16 protein-coding genes and 1 pseudogene are annotated in these 17,865 nt (G+C 69.8%); 15 read left to right on the forward strand and 2 right to left on the reverse strand.

All coding sequences use genetic code 11. The annotated features are described in order from the left end of the window. Together WT53_RS08695 and WT53_RS08700 are read right to left on the reverse strand one after the other, a co-directional pair. Positions 1-134: pseudogene (locus WT53_RS08695) on the reverse strand (ferritin-like domain-containing protein); the annotation flags it as partial. A 29-nt stretch (positions 135-163) separates the two neighbouring features. Next, a complete protein-coding gene (locus tag WT53_RS08700; RefSeq protein ID WP_060259216.1) occupies positions 164-1,111 on the reverse strand; it encodes a fatty acid desaturase in 948 nt (315 codons plus the stop codon). Positions 1,112-1,531: 420 nt separating this feature from the next. Between WT53_RS08700 and WT53_RS08705 the strand changes: the two genes are divergently transcribed. The 15 genes from WT53_RS08705 to WT53_RS08775 are packed head-to-tail and all read left to right on the forward strand — an operon-like array spanning position 1,532 to position 17,864. Continuing rightward, on the forward strand, positions 1,532-3,295 hold the full coding sequence (locus WT53_RS08705) for a fatty acyl-AMP ligase (RefSeq protein ID WP_052100438.1): 1,764 nt from the start codon (positions 1,532-1,534) through the stop codon (positions 3,293-3,295). Then, positions 3,292-4,002: an ABC transporter ATP-binding protein gene (locus tag WT53_RS08710; RefSeq protein WP_060259220.1), complete on the forward strand. Its 711-nt coding sequence runs from the start codon at positions 3,292-3,294 to the stop codon at positions 4,000-4,002. The genes WT53_RS08705 and WT53_RS08710 overlap by 4 nt, the downstream gene beginning before the upstream one ends. Beyond that, positions 3,974-5,191 carry an ABC transporter permease gene (locus WT53_RS08715; RefSeq protein WP_060259223.1) on the forward strand — a complete coding sequence of 406 codons (1,218 nt, stop codon included), beginning with the start codon at positions 3,974-3,976 and terminating at the stop codon, positions 5,189-5,191. The genes WT53_RS08710 and WT53_RS08715 overlap by 29 nt, the downstream gene beginning before the upstream one ends. Next, positions 5,188-5,931 carry an outer membrane lipoprotein-sorting protein gene (locus WT53_RS08720; RefSeq protein ID WP_060259227.1) on the forward strand — a complete coding sequence of 248 codons (744 nt, stop codon included), beginning with the start codon at positions 5,188-5,190 and terminating at the stop codon, positions 5,929-5,931. Before WT53_RS08715 ends, WT53_RS08720 begins: the two co-directional genes overlap by 4 nt. Further along, entirely contained in the window at positions 5,921-7,249 is a 1,329-nt protein-coding gene (locus WT53_RS08725) for a hypothetical protein (protein ID WP_060259228.1), read from the forward strand. The genes WT53_RS08720 and WT53_RS08725 overlap by 11 nt, the downstream gene beginning before the upstream one ends. Positions 7,250-7,262: 13 nt before the next feature. Next, positions 7,263-8,357: a hypothetical protein gene (locus WT53_RS08730; RefSeq protein ID WP_060259229.1), complete on the forward strand. Its 1,095-nt coding sequence runs from the start codon at positions 7,263-7,265 to the stop codon at positions 8,355-8,357. A gap of 58 nt (positions 8,358-8,415) precedes the next feature. After that, entirely contained in the window at positions 8,416-8,670 is a 255-nt protein-coding gene (locus WT53_RS08735) for an acyl carrier protein (protein WP_011350104.1), read from the forward strand. 7 nt (positions 8,671-8,677) lie between these two features. After that, on the forward strand, positions 8,678-9,553 hold the full coding sequence (locus tag WT53_RS08740; protein WP_060259238.1) for a hypothetical protein: 876 nt from the start codon (positions 8,678-8,680) through the stop codon (positions 9,551-9,553). Between the two features lies 1 nt (position 9,554). Further along, entirely contained in the window at positions 9,555-10,184 is a 630-nt protein-coding gene (locus tag WT53_RS08745; protein ID WP_060259241.1) for a hypothetical protein, read from the forward strand. 1 nt (position 10,185) lies between these two features. Further along, a complete protein-coding gene (locus WT53_RS08750) occupies positions 10,186-11,169 on the forward strand; it encodes a ferritin-like domain-containing protein (RefSeq protein ID WP_060259246.1) in 984 nt (327 codons plus the stop codon). 1 nt (position 11,170) lies between these two features. Next, complete coding sequence (locus tag WT53_RS08755; protein ID WP_034208967.1) at positions 11,171-12,160, forward strand: 3-oxoacyl-ACP synthase; 990 nt, start codon at positions 11,171-11,173, stop codon at positions 12,158-12,160. Then, a complete protein-coding gene (locus WT53_RS08760; RefSeq protein ID WP_060259249.1) occupies positions 12,150-13,325 on the forward strand; it encodes a PLP-dependent decarboxylase in 1,176 nt (391 codons plus the stop codon). The genes WT53_RS08755 and WT53_RS08760 overlap by 11 nt, the downstream gene beginning before the upstream one ends. Positions 13,326-13,345: 20 nt before the next feature. Beyond that, positions 13,346-14,929, forward strand: a complete 1,584-nt coding sequence (locus WT53_RS08765; protein WP_060259252.1) for an acyl-CoA ligase (AMP-forming), exosortase A system-associated — start codon at positions 13,346-13,348, stop codon at positions 14,927-14,929. Further along, positions 14,926-16,017, forward strand: a complete 1,092-nt coding sequence (locus WT53_RS08770) for a hypothetical protein (RefSeq protein WP_060259254.1) — start codon at positions 14,926-14,928, stop codon at positions 16,015-16,017. Before WT53_RS08765 ends, WT53_RS08770 begins: the two co-directional genes overlap by 4 nt. Beyond that, complete coding sequence (locus tag WT53_RS08775; RefSeq protein WP_060259257.1) at positions 16,017-17,864, forward strand: acyl-CoA dehydrogenase; 1,848 nt, start codon at positions 16,017-16,019, stop codon at positions 17,862-17,864. The genes WT53_RS08770 and WT53_RS08775 overlap by 1 nt, the downstream gene beginning before the upstream one ends. The last annotated feature ends 1 nt before the right edge of the window (position 17,865 follow it).

Genomic DNA, 17,865 nt, shown 5'->3' on the forward strand with positions numbered 1-17,865 from the left:
TTCATCTTGATCGTCTTCGCCTGCTCGTCGGTGAGCAGCGAAGCGTCGAACCTGTCCCACGGAATGTCCTTCTCCATATCCCAGCGGACGGCCTCGAGCGACCTGAAAAGTTCCGGATAGAGCATCGTCGTCATCGTCGTCGCAACGCATTCGGCGCCGGTAATCACGCCGATTGCGTGGATGCGGGCGCGACCGCTTCGGCATCGGGCTCGCGGTCGTCCCGATCGTCGTCCACCGAGCGCGGCGACAGCCGGCCGCGCAGCAATGCGTAGTAGAACTGCCGATAGGTGCGGTGGTAATGGCGGATGCGCGGCGCGATCGCGCCATGCAGGTCGTGCAGCCGCTCGATCGGCAGGCTCGGCATCATGTGATGCTCGACGTGATAGTTGTTGCCGTTCGTGAACCACGTCATGAACGCGTTGCTCTCGATCGTCCGCGTGTTGCGAAACGGGTCGGTGCTCGTCAGGTCGCAGCGGTAGTGCTCGGGCATCTCGACCAGTGCATGCACGGGCGCCGCGACGCATACGAGCGGCACGACCCACACCCAGACGGCGAACCACGTGTGCAGCGCGAACGACAGCGCGGCGAGCAGCGCGATCGCCGTGGCCATCAGCAGGTAGTCGCGGCGGATCGCACGCGACACGAGCGCGTTGTCGCCGAAGCGCGCGCCCGGCACGACGAGCTTCGCGACGTTCTTCGCGAACTGGATATAGTGCGCGGCCATCGACAGTCGCCACGCCCACAGCCCGACATTGACGACGGGGCTCGCGCCGTACTGGTCGCCGTAGTCGAAGAACTCCTTGTTCTCCGGCGTGCCGAGCAGCCGGTGATGGCGCAGGTGGCTGTCCTGGTACGCGTGGAACGACACGAGCATCGGCATGCCGAGCAGCACGCCGAACACCATGTTCAGGCGCTTGCTGCGAAACCCCTGGTAATGCAGCGCCTGGTGCTGCAGTTCGACGCCGTGCGCATACATCGCGCCGATCAGCAGGATGCCGACGATCTTCACGATCACGAGCGCCGACAGCGCGAACATCATCCCGTGCGCGACGAGCGCGACGTACACCGCCAGTTTCAGCGAGAAGACCACGCCGCTCGGGCGGCTCTTCATGTCAGCAACCGGTTTCGAGCGGGCAACAGGCGATGAGGTGACGGACAAGACGCTCTCCTTGAGCCGGACCCTGCCCGGCACGATGACGCGGCGACGCTGGCGCGCTGCCGGGATGCAATTCTTCTGTGAGTCGATGCTTCGGACAAACGAATTTTCCGAACGCATTGCATGACGCCTGCGCATGAGCGAACCACATCGTGAACTAGACGACCGGTCGAATGAGACCGACCAGTCACCTCGCGTCCGGGCACGCTGACAAGGAACCTGCGCCGGCCCTCGTGGATGCGCTGCGCTCATGCATAGCCTGCATAGATTCCGTTTGTCGCAGCGGATCGATCCGGCAAGAATCCTCCTCACTCGACGAACGGCGCCGCCGGCACCGTGGCGCGAGCGGCCGTGTTCCTCAAGGGGAGAACCCTCGTGACGAAGTACGCATCCACCATTCATCGCCTGATCGAATCGCTCGAGGACGTCGCGGGCGCCATGCATCGCATGACGTTCGTCGACGACGCAGGCCGCGAAGCGAGCATCACGTACCGGCGCTTCGCGGAAGAGGTGTTTCGCCAGGCCGGCGCGCTGCGCGAGCTCGGTGTGCGCGAGAACGATCTGGTGATGCTCGCGCTGCCCGCATCGGTCGAGCATGCGGTCGCGATGATGGCCTGCGTGATGACGGGCGCGCTGCCCTGCACCGTGCCCGTTCCCGCGCGGCGTGCAACGGCCGGACGGCAGGTGGCGGACGTCGCGTGCGAGTTGTACCGGCCGCGTATCGTCGTTGCCGCGGATGCGCAGGCCGCGGCCTGGCACGATGCGGCGTTTCCCGTGGCGTCCACGCGCGTCGTCGATCTCGCAATGCTGTCGAGCGCCGCGGAGGCCGGCACGCGAGCGCTGATCAGCGCGAAGAGCGGCCGCGATCCGCATCATGTCCAGCTCACGTCGGGTTCGACGTCGCATCCGAAGGCCGCGGTGCTCAGCCACGAGAACGTGATCGCGAACGTGCTCGGCATCGGCGGGTCGGTGCGCTTCGACGTCGCAGCCGGCGACGGCACCGCGTCGTGGCTGCCGCTCTATCACGACATGGGGTTGCTCACGCTGCTGTCGAATCTCCACTACCGCGCCCCGTTGCTGATGATGCAGCCGAACAGCTTCATCCGGAATCCGCTCGGCTGGCTCAAGCGCATCGCATCGGTGCGCGCGACGACGACGTCGGTGCCGACCTTCGCGTTGCGCTACTGCGTGCGCCGCTTCAATGCCGCCGCGATGGACGGCGTCGATCTGTCCGCGTGCCGCAACATCTTCATCGGCGGCGAACGCGTCGACGATGCGACGCTGCGCGATTTCGCCGCGACGTTCGCGCCGTACGGCCTGGCGGCGTCGGCGCTGCAACCGTGCTACGGGATGGCCGAATCGACGCTCGCGGTATCGATGCACCGTGCATGGCACGAAGGCGCGGTCGACGGCGCACCGTACGTGATCGCCGACACGCTCGACCGGCGCGCGCTGATCGAGCGCCGCGACGCGCAGCCGGCCGCCGCGAACGACGGCCACGAGACGGAAACCGAAACTGTGCTCGCGATGGGCACGCCGATCGAAGGGATGGCGTTCCGCATCCTCGACGACGGCGACCACGCGCTGCCGAATCGCGCAGTCGGCGAAGTCGCGATCCGCGGCACGTCGGTGATGCTCGGCTACCTGAACCCCGACGACGGCACGATCGCCGCGCCGCTGACGGCCGACGGCTGGTTCCGCACCGGCGACATCGGCTACGTCGCGGACGGCCAGCTGCATATCCTCGGCCGCAAGAAGGAAGTGATCATCATTCGCGGCAGCAACTATTTCCCGCACGAGATCGAGGAAGCGCTGGCGTCGCACGGCGCGCTGCGCAAGAGCACGTGCATCGCGTTCGGTCTGCCCGATCCGGAAACCGGCACCGAGCGGCTGGTCGTCGCGATCGAGGCGCGGCCCGTCGACGCCACGGCGCAAACGCGGTCCGAGTGCCAGCAGCTGCTCGCGTCGCGCATCGGGTTCGCCGCGCAGGATCTGTGTTTCGTCGAGCCCGGCTCGCTGCCGCGCACGACGAGCGGCAAGCTGCAGCGCCTGAAGTGTCGCGATCTCTATGCGAACGGCGCGTTGCCCGTGATTCCCGCGTCGGCCGCCGTCGAAGCGGGCCAGGGAGCGTTCGCATGACGGCCGCGTCGCTGGGCCCCGTGCTCGAGCTGCGCGACGTCACCCGCGTGTACGACGGCGCGGGACGCGTCGTCGCCGTACGCGGCGCGACGATCTCCATCGGCCGGCGCGACGTCGTCGCGCTCGTCGGCCCGTCGGGCAGCGGCAAAAGCACGCTGCTCAACCTCGCCGGCTTTCTCGACGTGCCGAGCAGCGGCGAACGCTGGCTCGAAGGCCGCCGGATCGACGACGCGCCGGACACGCTCGAACGGATTCGCCGCGAGCGCATCGGCTTCGTGTTCCAGCAATTCAACCTGATTCCGGTGATGTCGGCGCTCGAGAACGTCGAACTCGGCTGCTTCGCGTGGGGCACGCCGCGCACGCGGCGCGAACGCGCTCGCGCGATGCTCGACGCGGTGGGGCTCGCCGCGCGCGAACGACACCGCCCCGGCGAGCTGTCGGGCGGCGAACAGCAGCGTGTCGCGCTGGCCCGCGCGCTCGCCAAGGAGCCGGCGATCGTGATCGCGGACGAGCCGACCGCGAGCCTCGACAGCGCCAACGCGCGGGCGGTCGCCGAGCTGATCCTCGACACCAACCGCACGCTGGGCACCGCCTTTCTGATTGCGTCGCACGACGATCGTTTGTGCGCGCACCTGCCGCGCCGCATCGAGATGCGCGACGGCGTACCGGGAGTGAATCGTGAACTGGTCGACGTTTGCGTGGCGTAACCTCTGGCGCAACCGGCGCCGCACCGTGCTGACGATGGCGATGATCGGCGTCGCCGCGTTCGCGTCGAGCCTCGCGCTCGGCTACGTGATCGCGACGTTCGACGCGGTGCGCGAAGGGTCGATCGACAGCGGCGTCGGCCATGTGCAGGTGTTGCATCGCGGCTATCTCGACCTGATCGGCGAACGGCCGCTGCAGTACGGGCTGACCGCCGACGAGCAGGCTGCCGCGACGCGCGCGATCGCCGCGCTGCCCGGCGTCGCGACGACCGCGCGCGGCATCGACTTCGACGGGCTCGTGTCGAACGGCGATCTGAGCTACGGCTTCGTCGGCGAAGGAATCGAGCCGAACCGCGAGCCGCCCGGCTTCTTCGACTATCACACGGTGCTGTCGGGCCGCTATCTGTCGTCGACGCATGCGGGCACCGAAGTCGTCGTCGGCGCCGAACTCGCGCGCAAGCTCGGCGTGCACGTCGGCTCGGTCGTGCAACTGATGGCGTCGACCGCGCACGGCGGCATCAACGCGACCGACGCGCAGATCGTCGGGGTGATGAGCACCGGCAACAAGGACGTCGACGAACGGATCGTCGACGTGACGTTCACGGCCGCGCAGGCGCTGCTGCGCACCGATCGCGCGTCGCGCATCGCGGTGTTCCTGTCGAATACCGCGCATACGCCGGCCGCCGCCGCGACGCTGCGCGCCGCGCTGCCGACGCTCGACGTGCGGACCTGGGACCAGCTCGTGTCGCTCTATCACCAGGTCGTCGCGCTGTACAAGAACCAGTTCTCGGTATTCGGCGCCATCCTTTGCGTGACGATCCTGCTGTCGATGAGCAACTGGATCCTGATGAGCATCGTCGAGCGGCGCCGCGAGATCTCGACGCTGCGCGCGCTCGGCGTGCCGGCCGCCACCGTGCGCGGCGTGCTGATCCAGGAAACCGCGCTGCTCGGCCTGCTCGGCGCGGCCGCCGGCATCGCGCTCGCGCTGCTGACGATGGTCGCGCTCAATCACGCGCAGATCCACCTGCCCGCGCCGCCCGGTCGCGTGAAACCGATCCTGCTCGAATTCACCGTGTCGCCCGTGGCCGTGGCCGCCGTCGAAGCCGCGTTCGTCGTGCTCGGCGTGGCCGCGGCGCTGCTCGCGACGCTCGGGCTCGCGAAACGCAACATCCTCGAAGGACTCGCCCCATGAATCGCATTCGCGTTACGTTCGCCGCGCTCGTCGCGTGCGCGCCGCTCGCCGCCCTCGCAGCCGACGTGCCGACGGCCCAGACCATGCTCGCCCGCGCCGACGCTTACCGCAGCACGGCCGCCGATACGCAGACGAACATCCGGATCACCAACGAGGTCGGCGGACAAGCCGGCGACGCGACCCGCTATCTCGTCTACACGCGCGGCAACGGCGACACGCTCGCGCTCACGCGCAGCGGCGAGAACGACGGCCAGAAATACCTCGCGACCACGCGCGGGCACTGGTTCTACGTGCCGAACACGCGCAGCGCGGTGCGCATCAACGGGATGCAGCGACTGCAAGGCGAAGTCGTGATCAGCGACATCACGCGCACGCACTGGGCGGACAGCTATCGCGCGACGGCAACCCCAGGCACGACGCCGATCGACGGCAAGCCGGCCACCGAGCTCGACCTGACCGCGACCGACCCCGACAACGTGTACCCGACGATCAAGCTGTGGGTCACGCCCGATACCGACGTGCCGGTGCGCGCGCAGTTCTTCCTCGCGAGCGGCCTGCTGTTTCGCAGCGCGGATTTTTCCGCGCCGGTCGACGCGAACGGCCGCAAGGTGATCCGCAAGATCACGTATCGCAACGAGGTCGAGAAGCAGCGCGCGAGCGTCGTCGACATCCTCGACGGCCAGCCGCGCAAGATTCCGTCGGGCTGGTTCAACCCCGACACGCTCGCCGATGGCCAGTGAGTACGACGCCGATGCCGACGCTCGTCGTGACCGCCTCCGTTCATCGTCCGGCCGGACCAGCCGCCGCTGGCCGGGGATCGCGCTCGCCATCCCGCTCGCGCTCGGCTGCACGCTCGCGCATGGAGAATCGCTGATGGACCAGCTCGGCACGCTCAACGGTATCGGCTACGCGCGCTCCGTCGACAGCATGGACGGCCGCGCGCTGCTCGGCCGCCTGATCGGCGACTCGCCGCGCAATCTGCAGGAAGCCGGCCTGCTCGCACGCATCGACGGCGAGAACCTGTTCGCGAATGCGCGCGTCGTCGCCGGCAATCATTCGCTCGGCGCGCAAGCGAGCCGCTTCAACGAAGCCGGCGTGCGCTACGCGTTCGACAACGGCATCACGCTCACGGCCGGCAAGCGGATCGACGCGCTCGACACGTCGCAGGCGTTCTTCCCGCTCGGCTTCTTCCAGAAACGGGCCGCGACGGCCGACATCTACGACCGCTACGGCGACGTCGAAGGCACGCCGCTCGTCGAAGCGAAATGGGCCGGCGAGCAGACCACGCTGCAGTTCATCGCCGGCGAGAACCGCACGCTGCGCAACGACGTCGACAACCGCGACGTCGAAGGCGCGACGCAGCTCGTGCGCGGCGCATACAACTGGTCGGGCGGCTCGGCCGCCCTGCTCGCCGGCCGTCACGCGGGCCGCGGCGGCGCCGGCGCGACGCTGTCGTTCGACGTCGCGCGCTCGAACACCGTCTATGCGGGCGCCTGGCTCGAACGCGGCACGACGCGGCCGCTGCCCGCGTTCATCGCGAACGGCACGCCGCTCGATTCGGCGGCTGCGTACGACGCCGTCGATCGCCGCAACGATCGTCAATACATGTGGCGCAGCGCGGTCGGCATGCAGAGCGCGCTGCCCGGCAACCTGTCGCTGATCGTCGAGTGGTCGCACGACGAAGCGCGTTACGACGCGAGCCAGTGGCGCAGGATGGTCGGCGCGGCGCAGGCGAACAACGCGCTGCTGCCCGTCGCGCCCGGCGCCGCGCTGGCCGGCCTCGGCGGCACGGCCAACTTCGTGAGCGTCGACGGCAGCCTGCGCGACTACCTGTTCGCGCGGCTCGGCAAGAAAATCGGCCGCGTCGAGTATTCGCTGCGCGGCGTCTATTCGCCGCAGGACAAGGGCCTGCTCGCGATCGCGCAGGTCGTCGCCGACGTGAACAAGCGCGTGAGCGTCGACGTCGCCGTCACGCGCGCATTCTCCGACAGCCAGTCCGAGTACCGGATGGTCGGTCTCGGCACCCGTATCGACGCCGCCGTGCGCGTGCGTTTCTGACAGGAACCCTGCCATGTCCACGCTTTCCGTTCCCGCTTCGACCGCCACGCCGCCCTCGCCGCTGCTGCTGCGCGTGGCCGACCAGGCCGCGTATCCGGTGCTGCGCCACCTCGACACGCTCGGCACCCCGCCGCGCGCGGCGGCCCGGCTGGTTGAAGCCGCCGCCGTGCGGCTGCTCGACAGCGAGATGGTGATCGCGCTGCGCGCGTCCACACCGGACGTGCTGCCCGATGCGTCCGCGTCGACGCCGCTTCGGCACGACGAGGCGCCGCTCACCGAAGCGCTGCTCGAACAGATCGGCCGCGAAGGGTTTCATCACCTGTTCAAGCCGTTCATGCGCGCGTTCATCCGCATCATGTTCGGGCTGTTCTTCTCGGACGATCAGAACCGCCGCGCATGCGAGTGCATCGACGCCGGCCACAACTTCGCGTTCCTGATGAGCGACGGCGGCGGGCCGACGCTGGCCGCCTGGCGCACCGTCGCACGCAGCGACGACAACGGGCTCGCGCTCACGGTCGACAAGGTGTGGGGCATCGAGGCGCACCGCGACTGCATGGCCGTCGTCGCGGCACGCCTGCCGGGTGTGATGTTCCCGGCCGCCTATCTCGTGTGGCCCGACGAGTACCGAAAGCTGACACGCGCAACCTGCGGCGCGCCGTTCCTCGCGGGCAACCTGCAGCTCGCGAACGTCGGCGGCCAGGTGCGCATCGCCGCCGAGGATCGCCTGCGGATCGGCGGCCCGACCGTGTTCAACAAATACCTGACCGTCGTGCGGCCGTACTTCGTGCGCGCGCTGATGGCGCACGTCGGCTGGCTCGAACGGACCGGCCGCGTCGAGCTCGACGCCGACGCCCGCGCGGTGCACCGCTTCATCGCGGACGCCGCGCGCAACCAGACCGACGACGCGCACTACAGCTTCGGCAAGGTGCAGCGCGTGCTCGCGATCAAGCTGCTGTCGAACGAGTTTCTGAGCGCGCTCGTCCGCGACGGCAAGGTGCCGCTGTTCGACGACCAGCGCGACCTGCTGGCGTTTTCGAAGATGGAAGGCAGTTCGTACCGTTGTTATCACGAGCTTCGCAAGAGCCTGCGCTGCGAAGCCGGCAGTTGACCCACGCGACAGGCCGATCGATCCCGATCAATCCAACTCAACTTCAGGAGCTCCCCTCATGACGACCCAGAACGTTCCGGCCGACGCGCTCGACATCCTGTCCCGCGAAGTCGCGAAGATCCTCAACGTCGAAACCGTCGACACGGACGCCGGCATCGGCGAACTCGGCATCGATTCGCTGAACATCGTCGAGCTGATCGTGTTCTGCGAACAGCTTTACGGTTCGATCGATCCGGAAGCGCTGAACATCACGCAATACACGACGCTGCAGCAGCTCGACGCGCAGCTGCGCCGCCAGCAGCACGCGGCCTGATACGACGATGCTCGCGCCCCTTGCCCCCGTGGCGGCAGCCGCCGTCCAGCCGGCTCCGGCGACCGCGCTGACCGTGCAGGCGCTCGCGTACCGGCGCGTCGCGCCGTCGCGCGACGGCGCGGCCGTGCCGCTCGACGACGCGGCCCGCTCGATCGGCGCGCTGGCGTGTGCCGAACGCGAGCGGCTGTGCGGCGCGATCGGCGCTGACGACTACGTGGTCAGCTCGACGATCCTGTCGATGCTGCTGATGAACGACTCGCCGCAGCATCGCGTGTTCGCGCAGGCGCTCGCCGGTACGAACGACTACACGCCCGACTGGATGACGTGCTCGTACGAGTGCGCGGGCTGGGGCTACGTGCTGCGCCGCACGCTCGCGACCGCCGCCGAGACCGGGCCGCGCACGCTGCTGCTGCAGATCGTCGACATCGACGTGCACGGCTATACGTACTGGCACGGGAATCCCGCCTGGGGGCGCTCGGGCTTCGGCGTCTGCACGCTGCTCGTCGACGTCGGCCGCGAACCGGCGCAGTCGGTCGTCGCGGACGCCGCGCCGCCGGCCAGCGCGGTCGTGCGGCTCGGTCGCGACATCCGCACGTTCTGCGCGGCGCGCCCCGGGCTGCACGCGGCGCTGCCGTTCTTTCCGGCCACGTCGCGCCGCGCGCTGCTCGCGTCGGTCGGCAAGACGCCGCTGCTACCGGACGGCCACGGCCTGTTCGGTCATGCGTTCGGCAGCGACCCGTGGCTGTCGGTGCTGCTCGCCCACCGCGACGGCGACACGCCGCGCCGCGCGGCCGTCTGCTCGCTCGCGCTGAACGGCTATTACGCGATCGCCGACGTCGCGTTCGCGCCGGACGCGACGTTCTCTCTCGACGGCGAGGCGTGACATGGTGCGACCCGTTCACTTCACGTACCGGATCGCGCGCGACGTGCGCCAGCCGGTTGCGGTCGCGGCCAGCGCATACCGGATGCCGCTCGACACGCCGGCCGACTATGCGCGCGCCGCGCTCGCGGAGGCGGCCGGCGACGCGTACGACGCGGGCAATACGTACGACGTGGCCGGCGGCGAACGACGCGTGCTGCTCGACCACGTCCAGTATTTCGCATTCCTCGCGGAAATCGCGGCGCGGATTCGCGGCGCCGTGCATCCGGACGCGCGCCTGTTCATCGAAGTTTGTGCGCCGTATTTCGGCGCGCTGCCGGCCGAACTGCTCGCGCCGCACGTGCTGCTCGGCGTGCACCTGTACGACGAAGCGTTGCGCGACGCCGCCCGCGGCGCGCCGGTCGTCTGGATCGGCGACCGCATCCTGCGCGATGCGGAATTCGCCGGCGACAACCGCGTGTGCTGCGCGATCTGGCCCGCGCGGCTCGCCGATGCGTTCGACACGCAACTGCGCGGCGCGTGGCCGGCCTATGCGATCCGGCTCGACCCGCACCCGGGCGCGTCGCGCGCCGCCGCTCCGTTCATCGATTCCGCCCATCATTCCGGCGCCGCCGCGCGGCCGGGGAGACCCTGACATGAATGACACGCTTACCGTGATGCAGGACACGGCCGATATCCGCTGGTCGATGCCCGTCGATGCGCTGATGTCGAACGACTACGCGCTGCGCGAAGAGGCGCTGAACCGGCTGTACGAGAAGGCGAAGGCCGCGCAGTGGGATGTCGCGGCCGACGTCGACTGGAGCCACGACCTCGACCCGGCGAATCCGCTCGGCATGCCCGACCCGACGCTGCTGATCTACGGCACCGAGCTGTGGGGCAAGCTCGCCGACGCCGACAAGCGCGAGGTGCGCCACCACGCGCAGGGCTGGCTGCTGTCGCAGATCCTGCACGGCGAGCAGGCCGCGCTGATCTGCGCGTCGAAGCTCGCGTCGGCCGAGAGCGGCCTGAGCGCGCGCCTGTGCGCGGCCGCGCAGATGATGGACGAAGCGCGCCACGTCGAGGCGTACGCGAAGCTCGTCAACGAGAAGCTCGACGTCAGCTACCCGATGAGCCGCTCGCTGAAGGGGCTGCTGCACGACACGATCACGAGCAGCGCGCTCGACATGACGAACCTCGGGATGCAGGTGCTCGTCGAGGGCATCGCGCTGTCGATCTTCCAGAGCGTCGTCGCGTACAGCACCGATCCGTTCGTCAAGGACCTGTTCTTGCGGATCCAGCGCGACGAGGCGCGTCACTTCGCGGTCGGCCGGATCACGCTGTGCCGCGTGTACGCGGAAATGAGCGCGCACGAGCTGCGCGAGCGCGAGGAATTCGTCTGCGAAGGCGCGGCCGTGCTGTACGAACACCTGTGCGCGGACGACATCTGGGAACCGATGGGGCTGTCGAAGCGCGAATGCAGCGCGATGGTGCGCGAATCGCCGGTGTCGAGCTCGATCCGCCGCTCGATCTTCCGGCGCCTCGTGCCGACGATCCGCGAGATGGGCCTGCTCACGCCAACCGTGCAGGCGACCTTCGAAAAGCTCGACGTCCTCGACTACGCGGCGATGCCGCTCAACTGACATGACGATGCCCTCCTCCCACGCATCCCGCGACGCCGGCTTCTGGATCGGCATCGACGCAGTGGCCTACGAGCTGCCGGGCCCACCCGTCGATATCGAGGCCTGGGCCGCCGAACGCGACTATCCGGCGCAGCGGGCGGCCGCGATCGCGCAGTCGGGCAGCCGCTATTTCCATATGGCGCTCGACACGAGCGAGACCGATCTCGCGATCGCGGCCGTCGGCCGGCTGCTCGACACCGCGCGCGTGCATCCGTCCGACGTCGGCGCGATCGTGCACGTGCACACGCAGCAGTTCAGCGTGCCGCCGGCGCCGCGCAGCCTGCCGCATGAAGTGGCCGCGCAGTTCGGCATCGAGCCGCTGTGGCTCGGCTCCGTCGCGCAACTGAACTGCGTGTCGGTCGCGGCCGGCATCGAGACCGTGCGCGCGCTGATGCGCCGCCATCCGCAGCTCGATGCGGCGCTCGTCGTGTCGTCCGACCGCGTGTACGGCGAGGATTACCGGATGCGGCAGATGACGGGCGTGCAGTGCGACGGCGCGGCCGCGATGCTGATCGCGCGCAACAGCACGAAGAACCGGCTCGGCGGCATCGCGATCGAGACGCACGCGAAATGGCATCGCGGGTCCGACACCGTCGCCGCGAACGAGGCCGACCTGATCATGATGGAGTGGCCGTACACGCGCCGCGCGATCGACGCAGCCGTCGCGCTCGAGCCGCATGCGCTCGACGCATACGATCTCGTGCTGCCGCACAACGCCGACCTGCCCGGCTGGAACGCGCTGTGCCGCGCGATGCGCGTGCCGGCCGAGCGGCTGTATGCGGAAAACATCCATGCGCGCGGTCACGCGTGCTGTTCGGACTTTCCGATCAACTTGGCCGACGTGGGGCTCGATGCGGTCGCGCGCGGCCGGCGCGTGCTCGGCGTGATGCAGTCGAACTGCGGCGCGTATGCAGCCGCCACGCTTCATCCGGTGGGTCGCCATGACGCCTGAACGCCTGCTTCCGCCCGCCGGCGATCACGCCTGGATCGCCGACCTGCGTACGCCGTGCTACGTGTACGAGCCGGACGTCGCGATCGCCCGCTACCGGTCGCTGAAGGCGCGGCTCGGCACGCGGCTGATCGTGTCGCTGAAGGCGAACCCGAACCAGGACATGCTCGCGCGCTGCGCGCATGCGTACGAGGACGGCGTCGAACTCGCGAGCCGCGGCGAGCTCGACGCTGTGATCGGCCGGATCAAGACGCCGCGTTACCTGAACAATCCGGCGATGGACGAGATGTTCATGCGCGCGGGGCTCGCGTCGCGCTGCCATTTCGTGCTCGACAACCCGGACGCGGTCGCGCGTTTCGTGCCGCTCGCGCACGAAGCGGCGGCGGGCGGCAGCACGCCCGGCGCGGTGCTGCTGCGCGTGAATGCCGGCGCACTGGCGGGCGTCCACGCGCGCTCGCTGTGGCACGACCACTTCGGGATGACGCCGAACGAGGCGCACGACGCGGTGCGCACGCTCGCGGCCGCCGGCCTGCCCGTGGCCGGGCTGCACGTGTTCTCCGGCCCGCATTCGTTCATCCGCCAGGACGCGACGCAGCCCGACACGCTCGTGCTGCCCGAATTGCTCGCGGCGCTGGCCCGCGATCTCGCGCCGGCCAACGGTGCGCCGCTCGGCGCGCTGAGCCTCGGCGGCGGCTTTGCCGACGATCACCCGGGCGATGCCGCGTTCGAACGCTATGCCGCCGCGCTCGCGCCGCTGGCCGGCCGGTATTCGCTCGCGCACGAATCCGGCCGCGCGATCTTCGCCGATGCGGGCGTGTTCGCGACGCGCGTCGTCGCGGTGAAGGCGTGGCAGGACCGCACGATCGCCGTCTGCGACGGCGGCCTGTCGCATGCGTTCCTGCTCGCGCAGACCGAATCGGTGATGCGCCGCCTGGCCACGCCGTCGCTCGTGCGCCTCGCACCCGCGCCGGTCCCTCGCGGCGTGCCGACGCTCTACGTCGGCAGCACCTGCAGCCGCGCGGACGTGATCGGCCGCGACGACACGGGCGCGCCACCCCAGGTCGGCGACATCGCCGTGTTCGCACGCTGCGGCGCGTATCACCGCACGTACTCGATGGCGCATTTCCTGTCCCACGAAGCCGCGCACGTGTACGTGCGGCCGGCCTAGACCTTCCAGAGGAGCCGATCATGAACGCATTGATCAGCGTCGCCGACCTGCTCGAACACGGCGCGCAGCGCTGGCCGCAGCGTCCGGCTTATGCCGACGGCGGCGGCACACTGACTTACGACCAGCTCGCCCGCGCGGTCCGGCGCGCCGCCGCCGTGCTGGCAGCGCGCGGCGTGCAGCCCGGCGAACGCATCGCGATCTACGCGCCGAAGCGCATCGAAACCGTGGTCGCGATGCTCGCGGCCAACGCACTCGGCGCGATCTTCGTACCGGTCAATCCGCAGTTGAAGGAAGCGCAGATCGAACATATCGTCGCCGACAGCGGCGCCGCGCTGTTCGTGACCGGCGCGCAGCGACTCAAGCGCCTGCCGGCGCTCGCCGCGCTCGTCGGCGAACGCGTGATGCTGATGGAGGCACTGGCCGATGCGATCGACTCGCCCGGCACCGACACGCCGGCGTCGGCAGCGGCCGCCGCCGGCCGCCCGGTCGACGACGATCCGGCCGCGCTGCTCTATACGTCCGGCTCGACCGGCAAGCCGAAAGGCGTCGTCGTGTCGCATCGCAACCTGGTGTCGGGCGCGTTCAGCGTCGCCGCGTACCAGGGGCTCGCCGAAGACGACGTCGTGCTCGGCGTGCTGCCGCTCAGCTTCGATGCGGGCCTGAGCCAGCTCACGACCGCGCTGGCGTCCGGCGCGTGCTATACGCCGCTCGACTTCCTGCAGCCGGCCGAAGTGCCGCGCCATTGCGACGCGTTCGGCGTCACGTCGATCACCGGCGTGCCGCCGCTGTGGATGCAGCTCGCGTCCGCCGGCTGGAGCGACGCCGCACGCACGCGGATCCGCCGCTTCGCGAATACCGGCGGGCATCTCGCGACGCCGCTGCTGCACCGCCTGCAGGCGCTGTTCACGCAAGCGTCGCCCTACCTGATGTACGGGCTCACCGAGGCCTTCCGCTCGACGTACCTCGCGCCGGCCGACGCGGCGCTGCGCCCGACGTCGATCGGCAAGGCCGTGCCGAACGCGGAAATCCTCGTGCTGCGCGCGGACGGCAGCGAATGCGCGGCCGACGAACCCGGCGAACTCGTGCATCGCGGCGCGTTCGTCACGCTCGGCTACTGGAACCGGCCCGAGCTGACCGCGCAGCGGTTTCGCCCGCTGCCGCGCCGGCACGGCGAGATCCCGCGCCCGGACGTCGCCGTGTGGTCCGGCGACATCGTGCGGCGCGACGCGGACGGCTATCTGTATTTCGTCGCGCGCGGCGACGACATGATCAAGACGTCCGGCTATCGCGTGAGCCCGACCGAGGTCGAGGACGTGCTGTTCGCGTTGCCGCACATCCGCGAGGCCGCCGTGTTCGGCGTGCCGCACCCGGCGCTCGGCGAGGCGATCGCCGCGTGCGTCGTGTCGACGCTCGACGCCGCCGCCTGCCGCGCCGACATCGCGCGGGCGTGCCGCGACGCGTTGCCCACCTACATGAACCCGCTCGTCGTCGAGCCGCTGCCGGCGTTGCCGCGCAACCCGAACGGCAAGATCGACCGACCGGCGCTGAAAGCGCAGTATCGCGACGCATTCGCGCGCCCGAACCTCGAGGAGACCGCCGCATGACCTTGTCGACGCTCGATGAAACCTGTATCGGCGCGCCCCGCGTCGCCGCGCCCGGCACGCTCGCGTTGTCCGGCGGCGTCGTGGTGTTGCCGCCCGCCGTCGTGTTCAGCGCGATCCAGGCGCAGGAGCGCCATCCCGGCTACCGGCACCTGCTGCTGCCGCAGGCGCGCTTTGCGCGGCCGCGCGGCACGGGCGCGCTGACGCCCGACGAAGGCGCGCGCCTCGCGCCGGGCGGCCGCCCCGTGCTGCGCGTCGCGCCGCCCGGGCGCAGCCTCGCCGACCTGGCCGCCGACGCGGCGCTCGACCTGCGCGACCAGCTCGGCTCCGGCGCGCTTGCGCGCACGACGCACGTGATCGTCGCGAGCTGCGCACTCAACGAAGGCATCGGCGACTCGGTCGTCGGCCGCATGCAATACGAACTCGGGCTGCAGCGCGTGACGCCGTTCGCGCTCGGCCAGAACGGCACGCTCGGCTGGTATTCGGCGCTGATGCTGCTCGACGGGCTGCTCGACGAAGGCGACCAGGCGCTCGTGATCCTCAGCGACAAGTGGCTCTATCCGTTCTTCCGCCAGTTCGGCGACCTGGTCGGCTACGGCGACGCGGCCGCCGCACTGCTCGTGTCGCGCGCGGGCCCGGCGCCGGAGCCGGCCGCATGGGGCGGCGTGCGGGCCGTCGCGCTCGAATTCGGGCCGTCGATCGCCGATCCGTGGGCCGATGCGCCGGTCACGCTGCGCGACACGCTCGCGCCGGTCGCCGCCCGCGCGATCCGCCGCGCGCTCGAGCAAGCCAACCTGCGCGCGAGCCAGATCGACTGGTGCGTGCCGCCCGGCTTCGATCCCGGCTTCGCGGCGCGCGTGGCCGACGCCGCGTCGATTCCGGTCGCCGCGCGCATCCAGCACGATGGATCGGGCCATCTGTCGTCCGCCGAATCGGCCGCCGCGCTGATCCGGCTCGCGGGCGCGCTGGACGAAGGCGAACGCCGCACGGTGCTCGTGTGGGACGCGGCGCTGCACGGCGCGGCGGCGGCGGCCGTCGTCGATCTGGCCGGCGGCCTCGACGCCGCGCTCGATATCGAAGGAGACGCATGATGAGCGCATACAAGGTCAGCCTGCGCGAACTGCGCTTCTTTCTGTGGGAACTGTTCGAGGCCGACCGGCACTTTCTCGAACATGGGCCGTACAGCGCGCACGATCGCGCGTCGGTCGATGCGCTGCTCGAACGCGCCCGCGATTTCGCGCTCGACCTCGGCCGCAGCTACCAGCAGGCCGACGTCGAGGGCTGCACGCTGCTCGACGACGGCCAGGTACGGATTCCTTCGCATTTCCACGCGCTGTGGGCGCGCTTTCGCGACGAGTGGTCGAACACGCTGTTCGGCACCGCGCACGGGCTGCCGCCGATCGTCACGCAGATGATCTACGAGATGTTCATGGGCGCGAATCCGTCGTTCATGACCTACGGCGGCTTCACGCGCCCCGCGATCAAGCTGCTGCAGATGCACGGCACGCCGCACCAGAAAGCGCTCGTCGCGCCGCTCGAAGCGTACCGCTGGGACGCGTGCTTCTGCGCGACCGAGCCGCAGGCCGGCACCGACCTCACCGCGGTCGCGCTGCGCGCGACGCCGCTCGAACGCGACGTCTACGCGATCGACGGCGAGAAGGTCTATATCTCGGCCGGCATGCACGAACTGACGGAAAACACGCTGTACTTCGTGCTCGGCCGCATCGACACGGCGTCGCCGGATTCGTTCTCGCTGTCGTGCCTCGTCGTGCCGCGCTTCTGGCCCGACGAGGCAACCGGCGAGCTGCAACCGAACCACGTCGACTGCATCGGCCTGCCGCGCAAGATGGGGCTGAAGGGTTGCGCGAACACGCACCTCGTGTTCGGCGCGAACGGCACGACCAAGGGCTGGCTGCTCGGCGGCCGGCGCAACGTCGGGTTGCTGCAACTGATGCCGCTGATGAACCAGGCGCGGATGAGCACCGGGATGTTCGGCGTCGGCGTCGCGTCGAGCGCGTACCTGCACGCGGTCGAGTATGCGGGCCGCCGGTTGCAGGGCCGGCCGATCGAGCGCGCGTCGAACACGAACGCCGCGCGCGTCGCGATCGTCGAGCACGCGGACGTGCAGCGCATGCTGGTCGACATGAAAAGCCGCGTGGACGGCTGCCGCGGGCTGCTCGGCAAGCTCGCGGCGACCGCGACGCGCGCGGCGATGCTCGAAGCGACGCCCGACGCCGACCCGGCCGAGATCGAACGCCATCGCAAGCTGCAATTGCTGCTGACGCCGATCTGCAAGGCGTTCATCTCCGACCAGGCGTGGCGCATCTGCGAGACGGCGATCCAGGTGCACGGCGGGCTCGGCTACACCGACGCGAGCCCCGTCGAGCAGAACGCGCGCGACGTGAAGATCCTGTCGATCTGGGAAGGCACGAACTACATCCAGGCGCAGGACCTCGTGCGCGACAAGCTCGGCTTCGGCCGTCATTCGCGGCTGATCCAGTACTACCGCGACGAACTCGACGCGTTTCTCGCCCATCAGCATCAGCCCGGCACGCATGCGGAACTGCGGCCGCTGTTCGATGCGCTGCGCGCGGGCGCCGACCGGATCGCCGCCGCGCTCGACGACATCGCGCGCGACGTGCAGGACGGCCACACGCATCGCAGCAGCCAGTTCTACACGCGCTTCCTGGAGATGTTCGGCGTGGTCACGTCGGCGTGGGTGCTGCTCGAATCGGCGACGATCGCCGCGCGCCGGCTCGACGCGCCCGAAACGGCCGACGCGCCGGCCGAGCTCGCGTTCTATCGCGGCAAGCTGAAAAGCGCGCGCTATTACTTCGCGAACGTGCTGCCCGTCGTCGACCAGCACGCGGCCGTGATCGCCGCGATGGCGCACGCGGCAATCAGCGTCAGCAGCGACGAACTCGCCGTGGCGGAATGAC

The sequence above is a fragment of the Burkholderia sp. MSMB2157WGS genome, from assembly GCF_001532755.1.
Classification (GTDB): domain Bacteria; phylum Pseudomonadota; class Gammaproteobacteria; order Burkholderiales; family Burkholderiaceae; genus Burkholderia.